This is a genomic window from Pantoea allii, assembly GCF_046529425.1.
GTDB lineage: Bacteria > Pseudomonadota > Gammaproteobacteria > Enterobacterales > Enterobacteriaceae > Pantoea > Pantoea allii.
Map to the genome: position 1 here is coordinate 1,299,065 of NZ_CP125958.1, position 23,178 is coordinate 1,322,242.

At 54.3% G+C, this 23,178-nt stretch carries 18 protein-coding genes; 15 read left to right on the forward strand and 3 right to left on the reverse strand.

What is annotated here, in order from left to right; all coding sequences use genetic code 11:
• The 13 genes from pbpC to QNH99_RS06490 all read left to right on the forward strand — a co-directional run bounded on the left by pbpC (position 1) and on the right by QNH99_RS06490 (position 16,546).
• Positions 1-2,328, forward strand: coding sequence for a peptidoglycan glycosyltransferase PbpC (gene pbpC / locus QNH99_RS06430; RefSeq protein WP_410517456.1), 2,328 nt, complete (start codon positions 1-3; stop codon positions 2,326-2,328).
• Between the two features lie 174 nt (positions 2,329-2,502).
• Positions 2,503-2,934: a nucleoside-diphosphate kinase gene (gene ndk, locus QNH99_RS06435; protein ID WP_003848684.1), complete on the forward strand. Its 432-nt coding sequence runs from the start codon at positions 2,503-2,505 to the stop codon at positions 2,932-2,934.
• A 183-nt stretch (positions 2,935-3,117) separates the two neighbouring features.
• Positions 3,118-4,287: a bifunctional tRNA (adenosine(37)-C2)-methyltransferase TrmG/ribosomal RNA large subunit methyltransferase RlmN gene (locus tag QNH99_RS06440; protein ID WP_063880567.1), complete on the forward strand. Its 1,170-nt coding sequence runs from the start codon at positions 3,118-3,120 to the stop codon at positions 4,285-4,287.
• A gap of 81 nt (positions 4,288-4,368) precedes the next feature.
• Entirely contained in the window at positions 4,369-5,100 is a 732-nt protein-coding gene (pilW, locus tag QNH99_RS06445; RefSeq protein ID WP_063880566.1) for a type IV pilus biogenesis/stability protein PilW, read from the forward strand.
• On the forward strand, positions 5,090-6,094 hold the full coding sequence (gene rodZ, locus QNH99_RS06450) for a cytoskeleton protein RodZ (RefSeq protein WP_109717539.1): 1,005 nt from the start codon (positions 5,090-5,092) through the stop codon (positions 6,092-6,094). The genes pilW and rodZ overlap by 11 nt, the downstream gene beginning before the upstream one ends.
• 39 nt (positions 6,095-6,133) lie before the next feature.
• Positions 6,134-7,255, forward strand: coding sequence for a flavodoxin-dependent (E)-4-hydroxy-3-methylbut-2-enyl-diphosphate synthase (gene ispG, locus QNH99_RS06455; RefSeq protein ID WP_063880564.1), 1,122 nt, complete (start codon positions 6,134-6,136; stop codon positions 7,253-7,255).
• A 105-nt stretch (positions 7,256-7,360) separates the two neighbouring features.
• Entirely contained in the window at positions 7,361-8,635 is a 1,275-nt protein-coding gene (gene hisS / locus QNH99_RS06460) for a histidine--tRNA ligase (protein ID WP_096012820.1), read from the forward strand.
• A 38-nt stretch (positions 8,636-8,673) separates the two neighbouring features.
• Positions 8,674-9,291 (forward strand): YfgM family protein, encoded by a 618-nt coding sequence (locus QNH99_RS06465; RefSeq protein ID WP_063880562.1) that lies wholly within the window; start codon positions 8,674-8,676, stop codon positions 9,289-9,291.
• A 19-nt stretch (positions 9,292-9,310) separates the two neighbouring features.
• Complete coding sequence (bamB, locus tag QNH99_RS06470) at positions 9,311-10,492, forward strand: outer membrane protein assembly factor BamB (protein WP_063880561.1); 1,182 nt, start codon at positions 9,311-9,313, stop codon at positions 10,490-10,492.
• A 174-nt stretch (positions 10,493-10,666) separates the two neighbouring features.
• On the forward strand, positions 10,667-12,151 hold the full coding sequence (der, locus tag QNH99_RS06475) for a ribosome biogenesis GTPase Der (protein WP_256853037.1): 1,485 nt from the start codon (positions 10,667-10,669) through the stop codon (positions 12,149-12,151).
• Positions 12,152-12,223: 72 nt separating this feature from the next.
• Entirely contained in the window at positions 12,224-12,445 is a 222-nt protein-coding gene (locus tag QNH99_RS06480) for a zinc ribbon domain-containing protein (protein WP_074181031.1), read from the forward strand.
• Between the two features lie 325 nt (positions 12,446-12,770).
• Positions 12,771-15,212 carry a glucose/quinate/shikimate family membrane-bound PQQ-dependent dehydrogenase gene (locus QNH99_RS06485; RefSeq protein ID WP_410517457.1) on the forward strand — a complete coding sequence of 814 codons (2,442 nt, stop codon included), beginning with the start codon at positions 12,771-12,773 and terminating at the stop codon, positions 15,210-15,212.
• Between the two features lie 111 nt (positions 15,213-15,323).
• Positions 15,324-16,546 (forward strand): IS3 family transposase gene (locus tag QNH99_RS06490; protein WP_410517458.1). Its coding sequence is split into 2 segments (ribosomal slippage): positions 15,324-15,668 and positions 15,671-16,546, totalling 1,221 coding nucleotides; the frame shifts between segments, so codons are not numbered across the junction.
• A 30-nt stretch (positions 16,547-16,576) separates the two neighbouring features.
• Here the strand turns inward: QNH99_RS06490 and QNH99_RS06495 are convergent.
• Genes QNH99_RS06495 through xseA form a run of 3 tightly spaced genes read right to left on the reverse strand, consistent with a single transcriptional unit; the run spans position 16,577 to position 19,339 of the window.
• Positions 16,577-16,915 carry a protealysin inhibitor emfourin gene (locus QNH99_RS06495; RefSeq protein WP_145394936.1) on the reverse strand — a complete coding sequence of 113 codons (339 nt, stop codon included), beginning with the start codon at positions 16,913-16,915 and terminating at the stop codon, positions 16,577-16,579.
• Positions 16,912-17,925 carry a M4 family metallopeptidase gene (locus tag QNH99_RS06500; RefSeq protein ID WP_256853035.1) on the reverse strand — a complete coding sequence of 338 codons (1,014 nt, stop codon included), beginning with the start codon at positions 17,923-17,925 and terminating at the stop codon, positions 16,912-16,914. The genes QNH99_RS06495 and QNH99_RS06500 overlap by 4 nt, the downstream gene beginning before the upstream one ends.
• A 40-nt stretch (positions 17,926-17,965) precedes the next feature.
• Positions 17,966-19,339, reverse strand: coding sequence for an exodeoxyribonuclease VII large subunit (gene xseA, locus QNH99_RS06505; protein WP_096012873.1), 1,374 nt, complete (start codon positions 19,337-19,339; stop codon positions 17,966-17,968).
• A gap of 168 nt (positions 19,340-19,507) precedes the next feature.
• Here xseA and guaB point away from each other — a divergent pair, with 168 nt between their 5' ends.
• Both guaB and guaA read left to right on the forward strand, forming a co-directional pair.
• Positions 19,508-20,974: an IMP dehydrogenase gene (gene guaB / locus QNH99_RS06510; protein ID WP_063880556.1), complete on the forward strand. Its 1,467-nt coding sequence runs from the start codon at positions 19,508-19,510 to the stop codon at positions 20,972-20,974.
• A 69-nt stretch (positions 20,975-21,043) separates the two neighbouring features.
• On the forward strand, positions 21,044-22,624 hold the full coding sequence (gene guaA / locus QNH99_RS06515; RefSeq protein WP_063880555.1) for a glutamine-hydrolyzing GMP synthase: 1,581 nt from the start codon (positions 21,044-21,046) through the stop codon (positions 22,622-22,624).
• Positions 22,625-23,178 lie beyond the last annotated feature (554 nt).

Sequence of the window (23,178 nt, forward strand, 5' to 3'; positions counted from 1 at the left end):
GTGATCAAAAACAGGCACATCAAAAAGCGGTGGGTAGCCCTGCCGCTTTTTATTCTGGCCTTGCTGTTTATCCCGCTGACTCTGGATCGGTTATTCCCCTTGCCCCTCAAAGAGGTGCAGCCCGCACGCGTGGTGGTCGCCGAGGATGGCACGCCACTGTGGCGCTTCGCCGACAGCCAGGGCATCTGGCGCTATCCCGTCACCCCCAGTGACGTCTCGCCTGCCTATTTACAGGCGTTGCTGACCTATGAAGATCGCTGGTTCTGGTATCATCCCGGCATTAATCCCCTGGCCCTGCTTCGCGCAGCCTGGCAGGATCTGCGTCATCGCAGCGTCATTTCGGGCGGTAGCACCTTAACCATGCAGGTGGCACGACTTATTGACCCGCAACCGCGAACACTGCGCGGCAAACTGATTCAGGCATGGCGCGCCCTGCAACTGGAGTGGCATCTTTCTAAACGCGACATCTTAACGCTTTATCTCAATCGCGCGCCCTTTGGTGGCACGCTGGAAGGGATTGGGGCGGCAAGCTGGAGCTGGCTGGGAAAAGCCCCGTCGCAGCTGACACGAGGCGAAGCGGCCCTGATGGCCGTATTACCGCAGGCGCCCAGTCGTCTGCGCCCCGATCGCTGGCCAGAGCGGGCGGAAGCCGCACGTAACAAGGTGCTGGACAGGCTGGCACAGTATCATGTCTGGTCGCCCCGCCAGGTCGCCGAAATCCGCGAGGAGCCGGTCTGGCTTCCGCCGCGCCAGATGCCGCAGATGGCGCCGTTGCTGGCGCGACGACTGCTGTCGATGACCACGCACGATAAAATTGTCTCGACGCTGGACCCGTCCCTGCAGCGTGAGCTGGAAAACATGGCGCTGAATGTTAAAAACCAGCTCCCCCCACGGACCTCGCTGGCGATGCTGGTGGTGGATCACACGACAATGGCGGTACGGGGTTATGTCGGCTCCGTAGACTTTAGTGATGACAGCCGGTTTGGTCATGTCGATATGATTGCCAGCGTGCGTTCGCCAGGCTCGGTATTAAAACCCTTTGTCTATGGCATGGCGCTGGACGATGGGCTCATTCATGCCGAGTCCTTACTGCAGGATGTCCCGCGCCGCTTTGGCGATTACCGCCCAGGCAACTTCGATACCGGTTTTCATGGCCCGGTCAGTGCCAGCGAGGCATTAGTACGATCGCTAAACCTGCCCGCCGTTCAACTGCTGGAGGCGCTTGGCCCCAAAAATGTCGCCGCACGTCTGCGCAACGTGGGGCTGAATTTACGTTTCCCTCCGGGGGCGGAGCCAAACCTCTCCTTGATACTGGGCGGCACAGGGGCGCGCATGGATGATATCGTCGCGGCCTATAGTGCCTTTGCCCGTCATGGCAACGCCGCTCAACTGCGCTGGATGGCCGATCAACCTTTACAGGCGCGCCCGCTGCTGTCGCCGGGGGCCGCCTGGATTATCCGCCGTATTCTGGCGGGAGAGGCCCAGCCTGCTGGCAATGGCAGCGCGCCTGCTGTCGTACCGCTGGCGTGGAAAACCGGCACCAGCTATGGCTACCGCGATGCGTGGGCGGTGGGGATAAATCCTCGTTATTTAATCGGTGTCTGGGTTGGACGACCGGATGCCACTCCGGTGGCCGGCCAATTTGGCTTCGCGTCTGCCGTGCCTGTCATGAATCAAATTAACAGCGTACTGATGAACCGCGTAGCCGCTCAGGAAATGCCCACCGATCCGCGTCCAGCGTCGGTCAGCGTGGCCAGCATCTGTTGGCCTGGCGGTCAGCCATTGCCTGCCGGGGATGAGAACTGTCGACAGCGGCGGCAGAGCTGGGTGTTAAATGAGACGCTACCGCCCACCTTACTCGCGCCGGGGCAGGAAAGCCTGAGCGGCTTACGCCTGCACTACTGGCAGAACGAACAGGGTTTGCGGGTTGCGGCGGATTGTCCGCATGCTATCAGCCATGAACGCCTGGTGTGGCCGCTGCCGCTGGAGGCCTGGCTGCCGCCGCAGGAGCGTCGGGCGCAGCGTTTACCGGCTATCGACACCCGGTGTCCGCCTTTGCAGCAGGGCAGCAGCGCGCCGCTGATTGTCACCGGCGTTATCGAAGGACAGCGCGTTCAGCCGCTGCCGGGTACTACGACGCTGGTGATGCCGGTGGCAGTGCAGGGTGGTCAGGGCGTTCAGCGCTGGTGGTTTTTAAATGGCGAGCCGCTTGAGACGGAAAGTCAGAACGGCACGCTGTCGCTGCGCCTCGACCGGGCTGGCGATTATCAGCTGGTGGTGATGGATGAAGCCGGTCAACTCGCCTCCGTCGGCTTCTCCCGCGATTGAGTGTTTTTTGCGCTAAATCACAGTGGAAAGCTGTCCGCACAGACGCAGATCAAGATTTTTCAATAAATTATGGGTTCTGTGATAGGCAACGTCACACTCAACCCCTATAATCGGCGCCGTTTCTTAGCCGGGGCGCGCCTCCGGTTTCTTCAGAACGTCAAGACAGAGGTCATCATGGCAATCGAACGTACTTTTTCTATCATCAAGCCAAACGCCGTCGCGAAAAACGTGATCGGTGCTATCTACAACCGTTTTGAAAGCGCAGGCTTCAAAATCGTTGGCGCAAAAATGCTGCAGCTGAGCAAAGAGCAGGCTGAAGGTTTCTACGCAGAGCACCAGGGCAAGCCGTTCTTCGACGGTCTGGTTGAATTCATGACGTCTGGCCCGGTTGTGGTTTCCGTGCTGGAAGGTGAAAATGCCGTTCAGCGTCACCGTGACCTGATGGGTGCAACTAACCCTGCTAACGCACTGGCCGGTACACTGCGTGCTGACTATGCTGACAGCTTCACCGAGAACGCCACTCACGGTTCAGATTCTGCAGAATCAGCAGCCCGTGAAATTGCCTACTTCTTCGGCGAAAACGAAATCTGCCCACGCACGCGTTAATCCCTTAGCGGCTGACGCGTACGCGGCTTTACAAAAATCTGCTGAACACAGGCAAGTCTCACCTGTTATCAGGCAGCAGATGTTGTACAATATTGCGCCTTCATTGAGTCAGCTTAGTGAAGGCGTAATTTTTTTCTTTTCCCAACAGCGCCATAACGTGTAACAACGAGGCCAGAGAACATTATGTCCGAACAGATTGTGACGTCCGCGTCCACCTCGCCTATTTCCGTCTCTCCGAAGAGCCAAAAAATCAACCTGCTGGATCTTAACCGTCAGCAGATGCGTGAATTTTTTGTCTCGCTCGGTGAAAAACCGTTCCGTGCCGATCAGGTGATGAAGTGGATTTACCACTACTGCTGCGATGATTTCGAGCAGATGACCGACATTAACAAGAAGCTGCGTAACCGCTTGATGGAACTCACCGAAATTCGCGCCCCGGAAGTGGCCGAAGAGATGCGCTCAACGGATGGCACCATTAAATGGGCTATTCGCGTAGGCGATCAGCTGGTTGAAACGGTTTATATCCCGGAAGGTGAGCGTGCGACCTTGTGCGTGTCATCTCAGGTGGGTTGCGCACTGGAATGTAAATTCTGCTCGACGGCACAGCAAGGCTTTAACCGCAATCTGCGCGTATCAGAAATTATTGGCCAGGTCTGGCGTGCGGCAAAAATTGTCGGTGCCGCCAAAGTCACCGGCCAGCGTCCTATCACCAACGTGGTGATGATGGGCATGGGCGAGCCGTTGCTTAACCTGAATAATGTCGTCCCGGCTATGGAAATCATGCTGGATGACTTCGGTTTTGGTTTGTCAAAACGCCGTGTCACCTTGTCGACCTCGGGCGTGGTTCCGGCCCTCGACAAGCTGGGTGACATGATTGACGTTGCGTTGGCGATTTCGCTGCATGCGCCAAACGACAAACTGCGCGACGACATCGTACCCATTAACAAGAAGTACAATATTGAAACTTTCCTGGCCGCGGTTAAACGCTACATTGGTAAATCCAATGCAAACCAGGGACGTGTCACCATCGAGTATGTGTTGCTGGATCATGTTAACGACAGCACGGATGATGCGCATGAACTGGCAGCATTGCTGAAAGAAACGCCCTGTAAAATCAACCTGATCCCATGGAACCCCTTCCCGGGTGCGCCTTATGGCCGGAGCTCTAACAGCCGTATCGACCGCTTTTCTAAGGTGCTGATGGACTACGGTTTTACCACCATTGTGCGTAAAACCCGTGGTGATGATATTGATGCCGCCTGCGGTCAGTTAGCCGGTGAAGTCATTGACCGTACCAAGCGTACCCTGCGTAAGAAAATGGCGGGCGAAGCGATATCTGTGAAGGCGCTCTGAAAGGCTGATTAACAGCGTTTCCCATTCTGTCTCTGCGTGGCAGGCTGATGCCCGCCACAGAGATAACAGGATGGAGACGATATGTGCAAAGGGATGCGCGCGGCATTACTGGCCGTTTTTGTTGTAAGCGGTTGTGTCAGTTCACCGTCACAACCCGGGGCAGCAGAACTGCGTTTGCAATTGGGTATGCACTACCTGGCAGTGGAAGATTACCCTGCTGCGCGCCGTAATCTCCTGCGGGCACAGGCTGCTGATCCCCAGGATTACCGGGTGCCCCTGGCGTTGGCCAGGCTGGCTCAGCGGCAAGGGCAAAACGCCGCTGCGCATTTCCATTTTTCAAATGCGCAGCGAATTGCGCCACATAATGGTTACATCCCTAACAATTACGGTGCGTTTCTTTGCGCTTTAGGGCAGTATGATGATGCGCATCAACAGTTTATCCGGGCGAAGGGTGCGCAGGAAGGAGACGCCCGTATCGATGCGTATGAACTGTCGGGGTATTGTTATCTGCGGGCAGGGGACAGACAGGCAGCGCGTGCTGCGTTGTCATATGCGCTCGATGCGGACCAGAGTAAAGGAGAGGCGCTACTAGCCGAAGCTGAAAGCGCGGTCGAAAATGACCAGTGGGCTAACGTAGCGCTATTATTAGAGCTTTACCAGCCGCTGCCGACGACGGCACGCAGCCTGGCGTTACACATACGTTTCGCCGCGCAACAGGGAAATGCCGCAGACGTTTCACGTTATGGCGACCAGTTAGCGCGACGTTTTCCGCAATCGATACAGTACCAGCGTTATTTAGCTAATGAATACTGAAGCCACTCAAGAAAATTCTGCAGTTCATTCCACAGGTACACGCCTGCGTCTGGCCCGTGAACAAATGGGACTCACGCAGCAACATGTTGCTGAACGCCTGTGCCTTAAACTTTCTACCGTACGTGAAATTGAAGAAGACAGATTACCTGCGAATTTAGCCTCTACCTTCCTGCGCGGTTACATCCGTTCTTATGCCCGTCTGGTGCATATTCCTGAAGAGGAACTGCTGCCGATGATGGAAAAACAGACGCCGGTTCGCGCCACAAAAATTGAGCCGATGCAGAGTTTTTCCCTGGGCAAACGCCGTAAGAAACGCGACGGCTGGCTGATGATTTTCACCTGGCTGGTGATCTTCGTGGTGGTCGGTCTGACGGGTGCCTGGTGGTGGCAGAACCATAAAGCCTCTCAGGATGAGCTGGTGTCGATGGCCGATCAGAACGGCAGTAGCAGCGACAGCAGCCAGTCAATCCCGTTAGGGCAAACTAACGCCGCATCAACGGATAACAGCACCAGCGTACCGCTGAACAATAATACCAGCAGTACACCGGCTAACACTGGCGCAGCGACCAGCACGGCACCCGCTGAAAGCAGTAACGGCAATAACACTGCTGCGGCGACGCAGCCGGAAGAGAACAACGCAGTCGTGTCGCCTTCGCAGGCACCGACTGATACCAGTAGCACTGCACCGGCCAACACTGCGCAGCAGATGCCAGTAGGCGCAGCGGCGGTCAGCGAACCGGCTGCCGATCCCAATTCAGTGGTCATGACCTTTACAGGCGACTGCTGGCTGGACGTCACGGATGCTACCGGTAAAAAACTGTTCAGCGGTATTCAGCGTAGCGGCGGCAAGCTGAGCCTGTCAGGCACAGCACCTTATCGTCTGAAAATTGGCGCGCCATCCGTTGTTCAGGTGCAATATCAGAATAAACCCGTTGATTTAAGTCGTTTTATCCGTAATAACCAGGTTGCTCGCCTGACGTTGGGTGCGCAATAACAGCGTATCGCGTGTACCGGGCAATTGTGGAGAAGAAATATGCATAACCAAGCACCCATTATCCGCCGTAAGTCCAAACGTATTTACGTCGGCCAGGTGCCCGTTGGCGACGGCGCGCCAATCGCCGTCCAGTCGATGACCAACACCCGCACCACTGACGTGGCCGCGACGGTAAACCAGATTAAAGCCCTTGAGCGCGTGGGCGTTGATATCGTGCGCATTTCGGTACCGACCATGGATGCCGCAGAAGCCTTTAAGCTGATTAAGCAGCAGGTCAATGTGCCGCTGGTGGCCGATATCCACTTTGACTACCGTATCGCGCTTAAAGTGGCTGAATACGGCGTAGACTGCCTGCGTATTAATCCGGGCAATATCGGTAATAACGAGCGTATTCGCGCCGTCGTTGACTGCGCCCGCGATAAAAATATCCCTATTCGTATCGGTGTTAACGCCGGATCGCTGGAAAAAGATCTGCAGGAAAAATACGGTGAACCTACACCGCAGGCCCTGCTGGAATCAGCGATGCGGCATGTCGATCATCTTGATCGCCTCAACTTCGATCAATTCAAAGTCAGCGTTAAAGCCTCGGATGTTTTTCTGGCGGTTGAATCTTATCGTCTGCTGGCAAAACAAATCGAGCAGCCTCTGCATCTTGGGATTACCGAAGCGGGCGGCGCGCGCGCAGGTGCGGTGAAGTCCGCTATTGGCCTGGGGCTGTTGCTGGCCGAAGGGATTGGCGACACGTTGCGTATTTCTCTGGCCGCCGATCCGGTTGAAGAGGTGAAAGTCGGCTTTGATATTCTGAAGTCGCTGCGCATTCGTTCTCGCGGTATCAACTTCATTGCCTGCCCGACCTGTTCACGTCAGGAGTTTGACGTTATCGGTACGGTTAACGCCCTGGAGCAGCGCCTGGAAGACATCATCACCCCGATGGACGTCTCCATTATCGGCTGTGTGGTGAATGGTCCGGGCGAAGCCACGGTATCCACGCTGGGCGTGACTGGCAGCAACAAGAAAAGCGGCTTCTATGAAGATGGCGTGCGTCAGCGCGTGCGTCTGGATAATGACGATATGATCGATCAACTGGAAGCGCGCATTCGTGCCAAAGCGGCCATGCTGGATGAATCCCGTCGTATTGACGTGCAGCAACTGGAAAAATAATCCGGTTCCTGTTCGGCATGCATGACTTTTTTAGCTGAGCCTGTGCGGTTTCATCCTCATGAGGTATGATGCCGGACAGGTTTTTTTGTATTAAGAGATTTTAACGTGGCGAAGAATATTCAAGCGATTCGCGGGATGAACGATTTTCTGCCTGCGGATACGGCCATCTGGCAACGGATTGAAGCGGTACTGAAGTCAGTGCTGGCGAACTATGGTTACAGCGAAATTCGCTTACCTATCGTAGAGCAGACTCCTCTGTTCAAACGCGCCATTGGTGAAGTTACCGATGTGGTTGAAAAAGAGATGTATACCTTTGACGATCGCAATGGCGAAAGCCTTACGCTTCGTCCGGAAGGGACGGCAGGCTGCGTGCGTGCAGGTATCGAACACGGTCTGCTTTATAATCAGGAACAGCGCCTGTGGTACATGGGCCCGATGTTCCGCTACGAGCGACCTCAGAAAGGGCGCTATCGCCAGTTTCATCAGATAGGCGTTGAAGTGTTTGGCCTGCAGGGGCCGGATATTGATGCCGAACTGATTATGCTCAATGCGCGCTGGTGGAAAGCGTTGGGTATCGCCGATCATGTTCGTCTGGAACTGAACTCCATTGGTTCGCTTGAAGCCCGTGCCAGCTATCGCGACGCGCTGGTGGCATTTCTGGAACAGCACAAAGACGCGCTGGACGAAGACTGCAAGCGCCGCATGTACAGCAACCCAATGCGTGTACTCGACAGCAAAAATCCCGATATTCAGACGCTGTTAAATGATGCGCCCCAGTTGGGCGATTATCTGGATGCGGAGTCACGCGAGCATTTTGACGGTCTGCGTGCGCTGCTGGACGACGCCGGTATTGCCTATACAGTCAATCAGCGCCTGGTGCGTGGGCTGGATTATTACAACCGCACGGTGATTGAATGGGTTACCGACAGCCTGGGATCGCAGGGCACCGTTTGCGGTGGTGGTCGTTATGATGGCCTGGTCGAACAACTGGGCGGTCGGGCAACGCCTGCTGTTGGTTTTGCCATGGGAATGGAGCGCCTGGTGTTGTTAGTGCAGGCGGTTAATCCCGAATTTGAACCCGCGCGCAATGTCGATGTCTATGTTATCGCTTCCGGCCAGGGGGTTCAGTCAGCGGCGATGCAGTTGGCTGAAAAGCTGCGTGACCAACTGCCCGACATAAAACTGATGACCAACTTTGGTGGCGGTAACTTCAAGAAGCAGTTTGCCCGTGCGGATAAGTGGGGCGCTCGCGTTGCTCTGGTGCTGGGTGAAGATGAACAGAAGGCCGGTCAGGTCGTGATTAAAGATCTGCGCAATGGCGAACAGCAAACGCTGGCGCAGGCGGATGCGGCTGCTGCACTGCGCACGCTGTTGCAGTAAGCGTGTCACAGCACAACCATTGAAAGGAGAAGGATTGCGTGGAAGTTTATAGCAATGAGAACGAACAGGTTGATGCGCTGCGTCGCTTTTTCGCCAACAACGGTAAAGCCTTAGCTGTCGGTGTCGTCATCGGGATCGCTGCGCTGGGCGGCTGGCGTTACTGGTCCAGCCATCAGCAGGATTCAGCTAAAACCGTGTCAGCTGAATACCAGAAAGTCACCAGTGCCATGCAGGCCGGTAAGCCAGAAACGCTGGAAGCGGTAAACACTTTCGCCAGCGAAAACAGTAATACCTACGGTGCCCTGGCGGCACTGGATCTGGCGAAGCAGTATGTCGACAGCAATCAGCTGGACAAAGCCGCAACCCTGCTGCAAAACGGATTGAAAGACACGAAAGATGCCAACCTGCAGGCGGTCATTAACCTGCGTCTGGCACGCATTCAACTGCAACAAAATCAGGCTGATGCAGCACTTAAAACCCTTGACGGTGTGAAGGGTGATGGCTGGACAGCCATTGTCGCTGACATCCGCGGCGAAGCGCTGCTGAGCAAAGGCGATAAGCAGGGCGCGCGCGATGCATGGAGCAAAGGCGTCGAATCTGATGCGTCTCCTGCACTGAAGCAAATGATGCAGATGAAGATGAATAACTTAAGCTAAGCCAGTCAAGAGAGAGCGCATGGAATTACGTAAATACCTGCTGCCGGGGCTGATCTCAGTCACCTTGCTCAGTGGTTGCTCGCTGTTCAGCGGCGAAGAAGATGTAGTGAAAATGGCCCCATTGCCGAAGGTGGAAAATCAGTTCACGCCTCAGACCGTGTGGAGCACTGGCGTGGGTGATGGAATCGGTGATTTCTACTCTAACCTGCACCCGACCTGGCAAGACGGCACCGTTTATGCTGCTGACCGCTTTGGTATCGTAAAAGCGCTCGACGCGGCGGATGGTAAAGAAAAATGGAAAGTCGATCTCTCTGAGAAAACCGGCTTCTTCTCGAAAAACCGCTCTGCCATGCTGTCTGGCGGTATCACCGTGAGTGGCGACCGCCTCTACATCGGCAGCGAACGTGGCCAGGTCTATGCACTGAACACCAGCGATGGTGCGATTGCATGGCAAGCCAAAGCCGCGGGCGAAGCGCTGTCGCGTCCGGTGGTCAGCGATGGCCTGGTACTGGTTCACACCAGCAACGGTATGCTGCAGGGACTTGATCAAACCAGCGGTGCAGTAAAATGGACCGTTAACCTGGATATGCCTGCGCTGTCACTGCGCGGTGAATCTGCCCCGTCTGTTGCCTTTGGTGGCGCAATCGTGGGTGGCGATAACGGCCGCGTTAGCGCCGTTATTCTGAACCAGGGCCAGCTGATTTGGCAGCAGCGTATTTCACAGCCGAGCGGTGCGACAGAAATCGACCGTCTGAGCGATGTGGATACCACGCCGGTCATTGTTAACGGCGTTGTGTATGCGTTGGCCTACAACGGTAACCTGACTGCACTGGATTTACGTTCTGGTCAGATTTTGTGGAAACGTGAAATCGGCGGTGTGAAAGATCTGATTGTGGATGCGGGTCGTATCTACCTGGTGGATCAGGACGATCGCGTGATTGCCCTCAACGCGGATGGCGGTGTGGCTATCTGGCGTCAAAGCGATCTGCTGCATCGCAATCTGACTTCACCGGTCCTGTATAACGGCTACCTTGTGGTCGGTGACAGCGAAGGCTATCTGCACTGGCTGAACACCACCGACGGCCGTTTTGTTGCCCAGCAAAAGCTGGACAGTTCAGGCTTCCAGACTGAGCCAGTCGTCGCCAGCGACAAGTTGCTGATTCAGTCAAAAGACGGTGAAGTTTACGCCATTACCCGCTAACGGGTAAGTTGTCAGGCAGGGTTATCCTTCCGGCACAACGGCTCCTGATTTCATCAGGGGCCGTTTCGTTTTTAGTCAGGCATGGTATCCTTAGCGCCTTAAGCCTGAACTGAGCGGCTAAAGCCGTTATAATCACGCCATTCGGGCGATTTAATACATTATTGAGGCATTGTTATGGTACCTGTGGTCGCGCTGGTTGGGCGTCCCAATGTGGGAAAATCTACGCTGTTTAACCGTTTAACCCGCACACGAGATGCGCTGGTAGCGGATTTTCCTGGACTGACTCGCGATCGCAAATATGGTCGCGCCGAAGTGGAAGGGCGCGAATTTATTGTTATCGATACCGGCGGTATTGATGGCACCGAAGACGGTGTTGAAACGCGTATGGCAGAGCAGTCGCTGCTGGCGATTGAAGAAGCAGACGTTGTGCTGTTTATGGTGGACGCGCGCGCAGGCATGATGGCCGCCGATCGGCAAATTGCAAAACATCTTCGCTCTCGCCAAAAAGCGACGTTTCTGGTCGCGAATAAAACTGACGGACTGGATCCGGATCAGGCGGTCGTAGACTTCTATTCTCTGGGGCTGGGTGAGATTCACGCCATCGCCGCTTCTCATGGCCGCGGCGTCACCAGCCTGATTGAAACGGCCCTGCTGCCGTGGATGGAGAAGGTCGATCCGGTCGAGATGACCGAAGAAGACGAAAACGAAGCTTACTGGGCAGCCTTAGCGGCAGAAGAAAACGGTGAGGAAGAGGAAGAAGAGGATGATTTCGATCCTACAACCTTGCCAATTAAGCTGGCGATTGTTGGCCGTCCTAACGTCGGTAAGTCTACGTTGACTAACCGTATTCTCGGTGAAGATCGCGTGGTCGTTTACGACATGCCAGGCACCACCCGTGACAGTATCTACATTCCCATGGAACGTGACGGTCGCGAGTATGTGTTGATCGACACCGCTGGCGTACGTAAGCGCGGAAAAATCACGGATACGGTCGAGAAATTCTCGGTAATCAAAACGTTGCAGGCGATTGAAGACGCTAACGTCGTGATGCTGGTGATCGATGCGCGTGCCGGCATTTCCGATCAGGATCTGTCCCTGTTGGGCTTTATCCTGAACAGCGGACGTTCACTGGTGATCGTGGTGAACAAATGGGATGGCTTGTCGCAGGAAGTCCGTGACGAAGTCAAAGAAACGCTCGACTTCCGTCTGGGCTTTATCGATTTTGCGCGCGTGCACTTTATCTCGGCGTTGCATGGCAGCGGCGTAGGCAACCTGTTTGAGTCCGTCACGGAAGCATACGATTGCTCCACGAAGCGAGTAAACACGTCACTGCTGACGCGCATTATGAACATGGCAGCGGAAGACCATCAGCCACCGCTGGTTCGCGGTCGTCGCGTTAAACTGAAATATGCCCATGCGGGCGGTTATAACCCACCGATTGTGGTGATACACGGTAATCAGGTTAAAGACCTGCCGGACTCCTACAAACGTTATTTGATGAACTACTTCCGTCGTTCACTGAACGTGATGGGGACGCCAATCCGCATTCAGTTTAAAGAGGGTGAAAACCCTTATGAAGGTAAACGCAATCTGCTGACGCCGACGCAACAGCGAAAGCGCAAGCGTTTGATGGCGCATATGAAGAAAAATAAGCGTTAACTGATCGAGGGCCAGATGGCCCTCTTTTTTTTGTCATAGAATTGCGCTTATTTGCCTGGCCGGATGAAAAAAATGAGCGCAACCTGTGAAAAATGTCAGCAACCCTTAGCCCCGGACGCCACCGATCTTATCTGTACCGGTTGTGGTGTCCGTTATCACTATCAGCCTGTCTGCCCCGACTGCCATCAGCCCCTTGAGCAACTCAGAAGCTGCGGCGCGACTGACTACTTTTGTAATCATGGTCACGGCTTAGTTTCAAAACACCGTCTGACTTACAGGATTGTTCCTGCCTGACGCTTGGGTGCTTCAACCTGCAACACATAACGATCCAAACGCTGCGAGCCGTAACGGCGTAAAAATTTGTAGCGAAAATGCTATTGCTTCGTAACGAACACGTATAAACCTTCACGGGATAACGTACCAGGTGGTACAATTTTTGCCGCGTCATGACGGAGTCACGCCAGCATAGGCTGCCTCCGGAACACATCATTCTTTTCATGAACGCGGGTCCGCTTTAATTGGAATAAAACAACGCTGTTTCTTTTTCCTGCACCGTGACCGGCGATGAGCCGGGTCGCACAGGACGGGAGCGGCTTTGTTTATCAGGAGAGTAAGTGTTATGGCTGAAACATCATCTCGATCCGGTAAAGGGTTGAGAATATGGTCCGTGCTGCTCGGGCTGGTGCTACTGGCAACCGGCCTGTTCTTTGCTGTTGGCGGGGGAAAACTCGCGACGCTGGGCGGCAGTTGGTATTTTCTGATTGCAGGCATCGTGATGGTGCTGTCCGCCATTCAGTTTGTCCGTGCCAAATCATCGGCAGTGGTTCTGTTCCTGCTGGTGTTTGTCGGGACGTTAATCTGGGCCGTTATCGACGCCGGGCTGGATTTCTGGCCACTGGTTTCCCGTCTGATGGTGCCTGCGGGTTTAATGATCCTGGCATTCATCACATGGCCCGCGCTGCGTAAGCGTGAAAATAAGCCTTCTCTGGCAAAAGTCTCGTATGCCTTTTCTGCCGTCATTGCCGTAGGCATGGTTGCCACATTAGTGCAGATGTTCCAGCCTCATCCTACCGTTGCTTCAACCGGTCAGGAACTGCCGCTGATCCCGGTGGATAAGTCAAAGCAACAGCAAAACTGGGATCACTATGGGAATACCGCAGGGGGAAGCCGGTTTGTTGCGCTGGACCAGATCACCCGCGATAACGTGAAGGATCTGCAGGTCGCCTGGACTTACCACACTGGCGATATTCCAGAAAGCCCAACCGGCAATGGTGCTGAAGATCAGCAAACCCCGCTGCAGGTGGGAAATACCGTCTATCTTTGCACCCCGCATAACAATGTGATTACGGTTGAAGCCGACAGCGGCAAGCAGATTTGGAAGCGTGAAATTAATGCCCAGGCAGAAGTCTGGCCGCGCTGCCGTGGACTGGCCTATTTTGATGCCACCAAACCGCTTACCCAGCCAACTCAACCGGGATCAACGCCGGTCCCAGGCGTGACTCTGGCTGCCGGAGACAGCTGCCAGCGCCGTATTCTGATGAATACCATTGATGCACGTCTTATTGCTATCAATGCCGACAACGGTGAATTCTGTGAGGACTTCGGAAACCACGGCATCGTCGATCTCAAAGCGGGCCTGGGTGATGCGCCCGATCCCCTTTATCAGCTCACGTCTGCACCCACGATTGCCGGTACAACGGTTGTTGTAGGCGGGCGCGTGGCTGACAACGTTAAAACAGACATGCCAGGCGGTGTGTTGCGCGGTTTTGACGTGATCACCGGCCAGATGCGTTGGGCCTTTGACCCGGGCAATACCGATCCCAATGCCATTCTGATGCCGGGTAAGGACTACACGCGGAGTACGCCGAACTCATGGGCACCCATGTCCTATGATCCGGCCATGAACACCGTGTTTATTCCAATGGGAAGCTCCTCAGTCGATCTGTGGGGGGCGAACCGCAACGCACTCGACCATAAATACGGTGCCTCAGTACTGGCGCTTGATGCCACAACCGGCAAAGAGAAGTGGGTTTATCAGACCGTACATAACGATCTCTGGGACTTCGATCTGCCGATGCAGCCCAGCCTGATCGACTTCCCGATGAAGGACGGCAGCACCAAACCTGCGGTGGTTATCGGTGGCAAGACCGGCATGATCTTTGTGCTGGATCGTCTGACCGGCAAGCCTCTCACTAAAGTGGAAGAGCTGCCGATGCCGCAGGGGCATATCCCGAACGAGCAATATACGAAAACCCAGCCGCATTCGACCGGTATGCCAATGATTGGCAATCAGAAACTGAAAGAGTCTGATATGTGGGGCGCCACGCCGTTCGATCAGCTTGCCTGCCGTATCGCGTTTAAATCCATGCGCTATGACGGCCTGTTTACCGTGCCGGGCACCGATAAGTCGCTGAGCTTCCCTGGCTCGCTGGGTGGGATGAACTGGGGCAGCATGTCCACCGATCCAAATAACAACCTGTTGTTTGTCAACGACATGCGTTTAGGATTGTGGGTACAGATGATTCCGGTGGATACCAGCAAGGTTTCCCGTGGCAGCAACGGCGGTGAAGCGATTAATACCGGTATGGGCGCCGTTCCTCTGAAAGGCACACCTTATGCGGTGAACAAGAACCGCTTTATGTCACCGCTGGGCATTCCCTGCCAGGCACCGCCGTTTGGTACCTTGTCAGCTATCGATATGAAGACCCAGAAAATCGTCTGGCAGGTCCCGGTTGGTACCGTACAGGATACCGGTCCGTTTGGGATTAAAATGCGCGCCAAAATGCCAATCGGTATGCCAACGCTGGGCGGCACGCTGGCAACTCAGGGCGGTCTGGTCTTTATTGCCGGCACCCAGGATTACTATCTGCGGGCATTCGATAGCGCAACCGGTAAAGAGGTGTGGAAAGCGCGTCTGCCTGTGGGAAGTCAGGGCGGCCCGATGAGCTATGTCTCACCAAAAACCGGTAAGCAGTACATTCTGATCTCGGCAGGCGGTGCACGTCAGTCACCGGATCGCGGTGATTACGTGATTGCTTATGCGCTGCCTGACAGCAAGTAACAGCACGTCGTAACGGATAAAAGAAAAGGGCCGCTAGCGGCCCTTTTTTCTGCTTATTGTCCCGTCCTGAATAGCGTTGACACATTTTCCACTGGTTTTGAGGAGAATGTGATGAAACAGTATGTTAAACGCACTCAGCGGGATTACTCTCTGTCCTTTAAGCTGGCAGTCGTGGAGCAGGTTGAAAAAGGCGAGATGACTTACCGCCAGGCTCAGGAACGCTACGGCATCCAGGGATGTTCCACCGTGCTCATGTGGTTACGTAAATCCGGTCATCTGGACTGGCAGTCATCCCGGCAGCGCACCACCCGTGGAGGAAACATGACAAAATCTCTCCCCCTCACACCTGAACAGCGAATCAAAGAGCTTGAGCAGCAACTGGCTGAATCCGAAGTTAAAGCGCAGTTTTTTGAAGCTGTCGTGAAGGTGATGAACACCGAATTCGGTGCCACACTCACAAAGAAGCAGTTAGCGTCCTTATCGCGAAAGCACAGACACAATCCCTGAAGCTGACTGTCGTCAGGGTCTGCCGGTATTTAAAGATAAGCCGTCAGGCCTGGTATCAGGGATGCCGGCGTGAAATGCGCAGGTCTGAAAAGGCACACCGCATTACTGAGGAAGTCAGACTTATCAGGTTACAGCAGCCCCGACTGGGTACCCGGAAACTGCAGCATATTCTTAACGAGCGGGAAGATGCCGCATTGCATATCGGGCGGGACAGTCTGTTCGCTGTGCTGCGGGAAGCCCGGTTACTGGTTCATCCGGCAAGGGCTTATCATAAAACAACGAACAGCCGTCATCATTTTTACAGGCATCCGAATCTGCTGAAAGCGGGGCCGGAGCAGACGGTTATCTCCGGTCCGGAGCAGGTATGGGTTGCCGACATCACCTGGCTTCCGGTAAGGACAGGTATGGCCTACATCAGTCTGGTAACGGACGCTTTCTCACGAAAAATCGTGGGGTATCATGTTCATGAAAGTCTGCATACGGAACACGTTATTAAGGCGCTGCAAATGGCACTGAGGGAGCGGCAGGGAAAGGGCCGCCTGATCCACCACTCAGATCGCGGACTTCAGTACTGTTCGGCAATGTATCAGTCAGTGCATAAAAAACACGGTCTTGTCTGTTCAATGACGGACGGCTACGACTGCTATCAGAATGCGCTGGCAGAAAGGGTTAACGGCATACTGAAAAATGAATTACTGATTACGCGTCCGGCAGACGTGGTGCAGGCAGGCAGGATGGTCAGTGAGTCAGTCAGGATCTATAACAGCCAGCGTCCTCATCTGTCATTAAAATACAAAACGCCTGATGAGGTACATCAGGCGTTTTAAAAGATAAAAAAGTGTCAACCTATGCCAGGACTAGTCATATTTTCCGTCGCGGAAGAGCGACGCCAGCTCCGGCGGTGCCGACTGCTCCGGTATCAGGAGCACTACAGTGCCTGCTTCACGGCGCGTGGCGTACTGGATCTGGATACGAAAATAGCGCTGGTCCCCGCCGCCTACCTTAGCCGCTTTTTCCTCTGGTTCGCACAGCGGCATCGCCTGTTCCAGCACTTTACAGACGCGCTGTTTCTCTGGCGCAGGAAGTTCACCCAAAGGAAAACGACGCTCGCTACGTAAGCCGGGAATAAAAGCAAAGCCACCTTCACGCGTAACCACAATGGTTGCGTCATCGGTAAGTTCGGGGAGTTGACTCATAATACGCCTACCTCTTTCCACGCCTGTTCAATTTTGCTACCAACAGAACGATCAAAGCGCTTTTCACCGTGCTGCACGGTCAACTGTGCAAAGGCTTTAAAGTCAGCATCCTGATGCAAATTATCATCACATAAGGTGTCATACCAGGCTTGCCCTGCCTGTTCCCAGGCAAATCCACCTAATGCTTTTGCTGCCAGATAAAAGGCACGGTTAGGAATGCCAGAATTCAGATGCACACCGCCGTTATCTTCACGCGTTTTAATATAATCGTCCATATGGCCCGGTTGCGGGTCTTTACCCAACATGGGATCGTCATAAGCGGTGCCGGGGTGCGACATCGATCGCAAGCCTTTACCGTGGATACCTTTCGCCAGCAAGCCTTCACCAATGATCCAGTCGGCTTTCTCCGCCGTCTGTTTCTTACTGAACTGCTTCACCAGAGAGCCAAATACGTCGGACATCGACTCATTCAGTGCGCCAGCCTGTTCAAAATAGATCAAACCGGCCTCGGTTTCTGTGACACCGTGCGATAACTCATGCGCAACAACGTCGATTGCGATGGTAAAGCGGTTAAAGATTTCACCATCGCCGTCTCCGAATACCATCTGCTGACCATTCCAGAAGGCATTCTGATATTTCTCGCCATAATGCACGGTGCCAGCTAATTTCAAACCGTTATTATCCAGAGAATTGCGTTTATAGATTTGCCAGAAAAAGTCATGAGTTACGCCAAGATAGTTCCAGGCCTCGTCGGCGGCAATGTCACCATTTGAGGACTGGCCTTCTTTACGCACCAGGGTGCCCGGAAACGTTTCCTGATTTTTGGCGTCATAGATTTCACGCTCAATCTTCCCGGCCTGCGTGGTCTTGGGTGCAGCGGTCTTTTGCCAGTGCTCCGCCATCAGGTGCTGAACGTGGGTGAGCGTACGGCGCGCCTGCTCCTGCTGATAGCCGGAACCGTGAGCAATAATCTTACGAAGAATGTAGGGAGGTATAACGCTGAAAGCCATTGTAGACTCCTTGGCACGAGGGATGTACCAGGAAGTATAGTTAAGAAATGCTTTTCTTTCGTTTCGGTTTTTCAGGAATCAGCTGAGTGACCTGACTTTCTACCCAGCCATCATCAAGGCGGGTACGCAGTAAATCGCCGTTGCTTAACTGACGTGTTTTTTTCACCACCTGACCCGCGTTGTCGGTGGTGACGCTGAAGCCACGCGCCAGGGTGGCTAACGGGCTGACGCCTTCCAACTGGGCCGCAAGCTGACCGAAGCGGTTTTTGTCGCGGTTAAGCAATTTCTCCATGCTTTGTTGCAGGCGATAATGCCAGCTTTGCAGGCTTTGTTGCGCCAGATACAGGCGCTTCTGTGGTTGCTGCTGTGCCAGCCTCTGTGACAGGCGATCCTGCTGGCGGCTGGCGTTGCGCAGCCGCACTTCCATCGCTTCGCTCAGGCGCTGCTGTAAGCGAAACAGTGCAGTCTGCTGGCGGGCCAGGCGCAACTGCGGATGCTGCTGTTGCAGGCGGTGATCTAAACGGCTAAAGCCCCGCTGCTGGCGTGCCAGATAATAATCCATCGCCATTTCCAGCCGCTGCTGTTGTGACTGCAGCTGACGCAGAAGTTCAAGCTGATTACGGCTGACAATCTCTGCCGCGGCAGAAGGCGTTGGCGCGCGCAGGTCCGCAACAAAATCGGCAATAGTCACGTCGGTTTCATGGCCCACCGCGCTGACCACGGGAATGCGACTGGCAAAAATCGCACGCGCGACTCGCTCGTCGTTAAAACTCCACAGATCTTCCAGCGAACCGCCGCCGCGCCCCACGATGAGCACGTCGCACTCTGCACGCTGGTTCGCAAGCTCAATGGCGCGCACGATAGCGGCAGGCGCATCCACGCCCTGTACGGCGGTGGGGTAAATCACCACAGGCAATGACGGATCGCGACGATGCAGCACACGCAGTACATCGTGCAGGGCTGCACCGGTCGCGGAAGTAATAACGCCAACCTGTTTAGCCGGTTGGGGCAAGGGTTTTTTGTGCCCGGGCTCGAATAAGCCTTCCTGTGCCAGCTTAGCTTTCAACTGCTCAAACTGCTGCTGCAACAGGCCTTCACCAGCGGGATGCATGCTTTCAATAATCAGCTGATAATCGCCGCGCGGTTCATACAAGGTGATGTTCGCGCGCACCAGGACCTGCTGACCGTGCTGAGGACGAAACGTGACGCGACGATTGCCATTGCGGAACATGGCACAGCGTACCTGTGCGCCATCATCTTTTAGGGTGAAGTACCAGTGACCCGAGGCAGGCTGGGTGAAATTGGAGATCTCGGCACTGAGCCAAACCAAACCCATCTCATTTTCCAGCAGCTGACGCACTGTGGTATTGAGACGGCTGACGGTAAAAATATTGGCGTTTGGCGGCAGCGACATGTGACGAAGATCAAATTCCAAATCAGTAGGTTAATCAGTCGATACTACATTGCTGATTGTGCGGATCAAGACTTTTTATTAAATAATAGTGGAGGCAATCGATTACGGCCTGTATAATGCCGCGGCAATATTTTATCTATTCTCACGCACCCAAGGTGGAGTATTGCCATGTTAAGAATCGCTAAAGAAGCACTCACTTTTGACGACGTCCTGCTCGTTCCTGCACACTCCACCGTCCTGCCGAATACGGCCGATCTCAGCACTCAACTGACCAAAAACATTCGTCTGAACATTCCAATGCTTTCTGCTGCGATGGATACCGTGACCGAAGCGGGTCTGGCTATTGCGCTGGCGCAAGAGGGCGGTCTGGGCTTCATTCACAAAAATATGTCGATTGAGCGCCAGGCAGATGAAGTGCGTAAGGTTAAAAAGCATGAAAGCGGCGTGGTCACCGAACCGCAGACCGTGTTGCCAACCACCACGCTGGCAGAAGTCAAAGAGCTGACCGAACGTAACGGCTTTGCCGGCTATCCGGTGGTGAACGCGGACAACGAACTGGTGGGCATTATCACCGGTCGCGATGTGCGCTTCGTCACCGATCTTACCCAGCCCGTCACTGCCGTTATGACGCCGAAAGAACGTCTGGTTACAGTGAAAGAGGGCGAAGCCCGTGATGTCGTGCTGCACAGAATGCATGAAAAGCGTGTAGAAAAAGCGCTGGTCGTGGATGACAGTTTCCACCTGCTGGGCATGATCACCGTTAAAGACTTCCAGAAAGCCGAACGTAAACCTAACGCCTGTAAAGATGCGCAGGGTCGTCTGCGCGTTGGTGCCGCCGTGGGTGCAGGTGCGGGCAATGAAGAGCGCGTGGATGCCCTGGTTGCAGCAGGGGTGGACGTACTGCTTATTGATTCATCGCATGGCCACTCCGAAGGCGTGCTGCAACGTATTCGCGAAACCCGCGCTAAATATCCTGAGCTTGAAATCGTCGGCGGCAACGTGGCGACAGGTGCAGGTGCGCTGGCGCTGGTTGAAGCTGGCGTGAGCGCGGTCAAAGTCGGTATCGGCCCTGGCTCAATTTGTACCACCCGTATTGTTACCGGTGTGGGTGTACCTCAGATTACCGCCGTTTCTGACGCCGTTGCCGCGCTGGAAGGCACGGGCATTCCGGTTATCGCAGATGGCGGGATTCGTTTCTCTGGTGATATCGCTAAGGCGATTGCGGCGGGCGCGTCCTGTGTGATGGTGGGATCGATGCTGGCAGGTACTGAAGAATCGCCGGGTGAAATCGAACTTTACCAGGGCCGTTCTTTTAAATCCTACCGTGGAATGGGCTCGCTGGGCGCGATGTCTAAAGGATCATCGGACCGCTACTTCCAGACCGATAACGCTGCTGACAAGCTGGTGCCAGAAGGTATCGAAGGCCGCGTGGCCTATAAAGGCCGCCTGAAAGAGATCGTGCATCAGCAAATGGGCGGCCTGCGCTCCTGTATGGGCCTGACCGGCTGCCAGACCATTGATGACCTGCGTACCAAAGCTGAATTCGTGCGTATCAGCGGTGCGGGCATCAATGAAAGCCACGTGCATGATGTGACCATCACCAAAGAGTCACCAAACTACCGCATGGGTTCATAACCCCGTAAGATTTCCCGCCCGGCAACAGCCGGGCGCTTTACTTAAAGTCACCGTTCTGGAAACCCCTCAATGACGACGGAAAATATCCATAAGCACCGCATTCTGATTCTCGATTTTGGTTCTCAATATACTCAGCTGGTCGCGCGCCGCGTACGTGAGCTTGGCGTGTACTGTGAACTCTGGGCATGGGATGTCACCGAAGCGCAGATTCGCCAGTTCAATCCAAGCGGCATCATCCTGTCTGGCGGCCCGGAAAGTACCACCGAAAACGACAGCCCGCGCGCACCTGACTATGTGTTTACCGCGGGTGTACCGGTTCTGGGTGTATGTTACGGCATGCAAACCATGGCGATGCAGTTGGGTGGCAAGGTAGAAGGGTCCAACGAGCGCGAGTTTGGCTATGCGCAGGTTGAAGTCAACACCGCAAGCGCGCTGATTCGCGATATCGAAGATGCCATCAGCGCTGCCGGTAAACCGCTGCTGGATGTCTGGATGAGCCACGGCGATAAAGTGACCGCTATCCCTGATGGTTTTGTTACGGTCGCCAGCACAGAAACCTGTCCGTTTGCCATCATGGCTAACGAAGAGAAACGCTTCTATGGCGTGCAGTTCCACCCGGAAGTCACGCACACGCGTCAGGGACTGCGCATGCTGGAACGTTTCGTGATGGATATTTGTGAATGTGAAGCGCTCTGGACACCGGCGAAAATCATTGAGGATGCCGTCGAGCGTCTGCGTGTGCAGGTCGGCAACGACAAAGTGATCCTGGGCTTATCCGGCGGTGTGGATTCGTCAGTGACTGCCATGCTGCTGCATCGCGCCATCGGTAAAAACCTGACCTGCGTATTCGTGGATAACGGGCTGCTGCGCCTGAACGAAGCTGAGCAGGTGCTGGACATGTTCGGCGACCATTTTGGTCTGAATATTGTGCACGTTGACGGTGAAGCACGTTTCCTGGATGCCCTGGCAGGGGAAAACGATCCGGAAGCGAAGCGCAAAATCATTGGCCGCGTTTTCGTCGAAGTGTTTGACGAGCAGGCACTGCGCCTGCAGGACGTGAAGTGGCTGGCGCAGGGCACTATTTATCCTGACGTGATTGAATCCGCTGCCTCGGCTACCGGTAAAGCGCACGTGATCAAGTCGCACCACAACGTGGGTGGCCTGCCAAAAGAGATGAAGATGGGCCTGGTCGAGCCGCTGCGTGAGCTGTTTAAAGACGAAGTGCGTAAGATCGGTCTGGAGTTAGGTCTGCCTTACGATATGCTCTATCGTCATCCGTTCCCGGGGCCTGGCCTTGGCGTGCGCGTGCTGGGTGAAGTGAAGAAAGAGTATTGTGACCTGCTGCGTCGCGCAGATGCCATCTTTATTGAAGAGCTGCACAAAGCCGACCTCTACAACAAAGTCAGCCAGGCCTTTACCGTGTTCCTGCCTGTGCGTTCCGTTGGCGTGATGGGCGATGGCCGCAAATATGACTGGGTTGTCTCACTGCGTGCGGTCGAAACCATCGACTTCATGACCGCCCACTGGGCGCACCTGCCGTATGACTTCCTGGGCCGCGTATCCAATCGCATTATCAACGAAGTTAACGGCATTTCCCGGGTAGTTTATGATATTTCGGGCAAACCACCGGCGACGATTGAGTGGGAATGATTTACAGCCTTTTGCTGACGATTGACACCGAACTGTAAAAACCTTGAGCCATCAGCCTTTGCTGGTGGCTTTTTCTTTTTATCCATTGTTGAAAGACTCGATTTAGCGTCGGTAATAATTTTTGCCTTATCGGCATGCTGAAGAGCCTGAAAATAGCTCTAAAACTGTACATTATCATCAAAACTTCTCTATGCAGTGCACAACTGAAAACTTACTGCAACGCCATTCAGCTTTACAATCGTTTCGTGGGGGAGATGACAGGGAAAGGAGTCAGGCGCAGATTATCTGCATGCAGCTTACATCATCGATTGTCCTGATTATTTAGCTCAGGCTATTGCAGATGTTGAAAGTAGCTGCGGTAGTTTTATATGATGGCTGATATAATATCGTGCTTCAATGTTACAGTGTTGAACCATACTGCATACTATTTATGTTTTAACAATATTAGCATAACGGATTAAGAATTTTCTGTAAACGTAGTATGAACCCCACATACCCACAAGAAATATGTGATTAATAGAATCCATAACGGTACTATCATTACATATTTTATC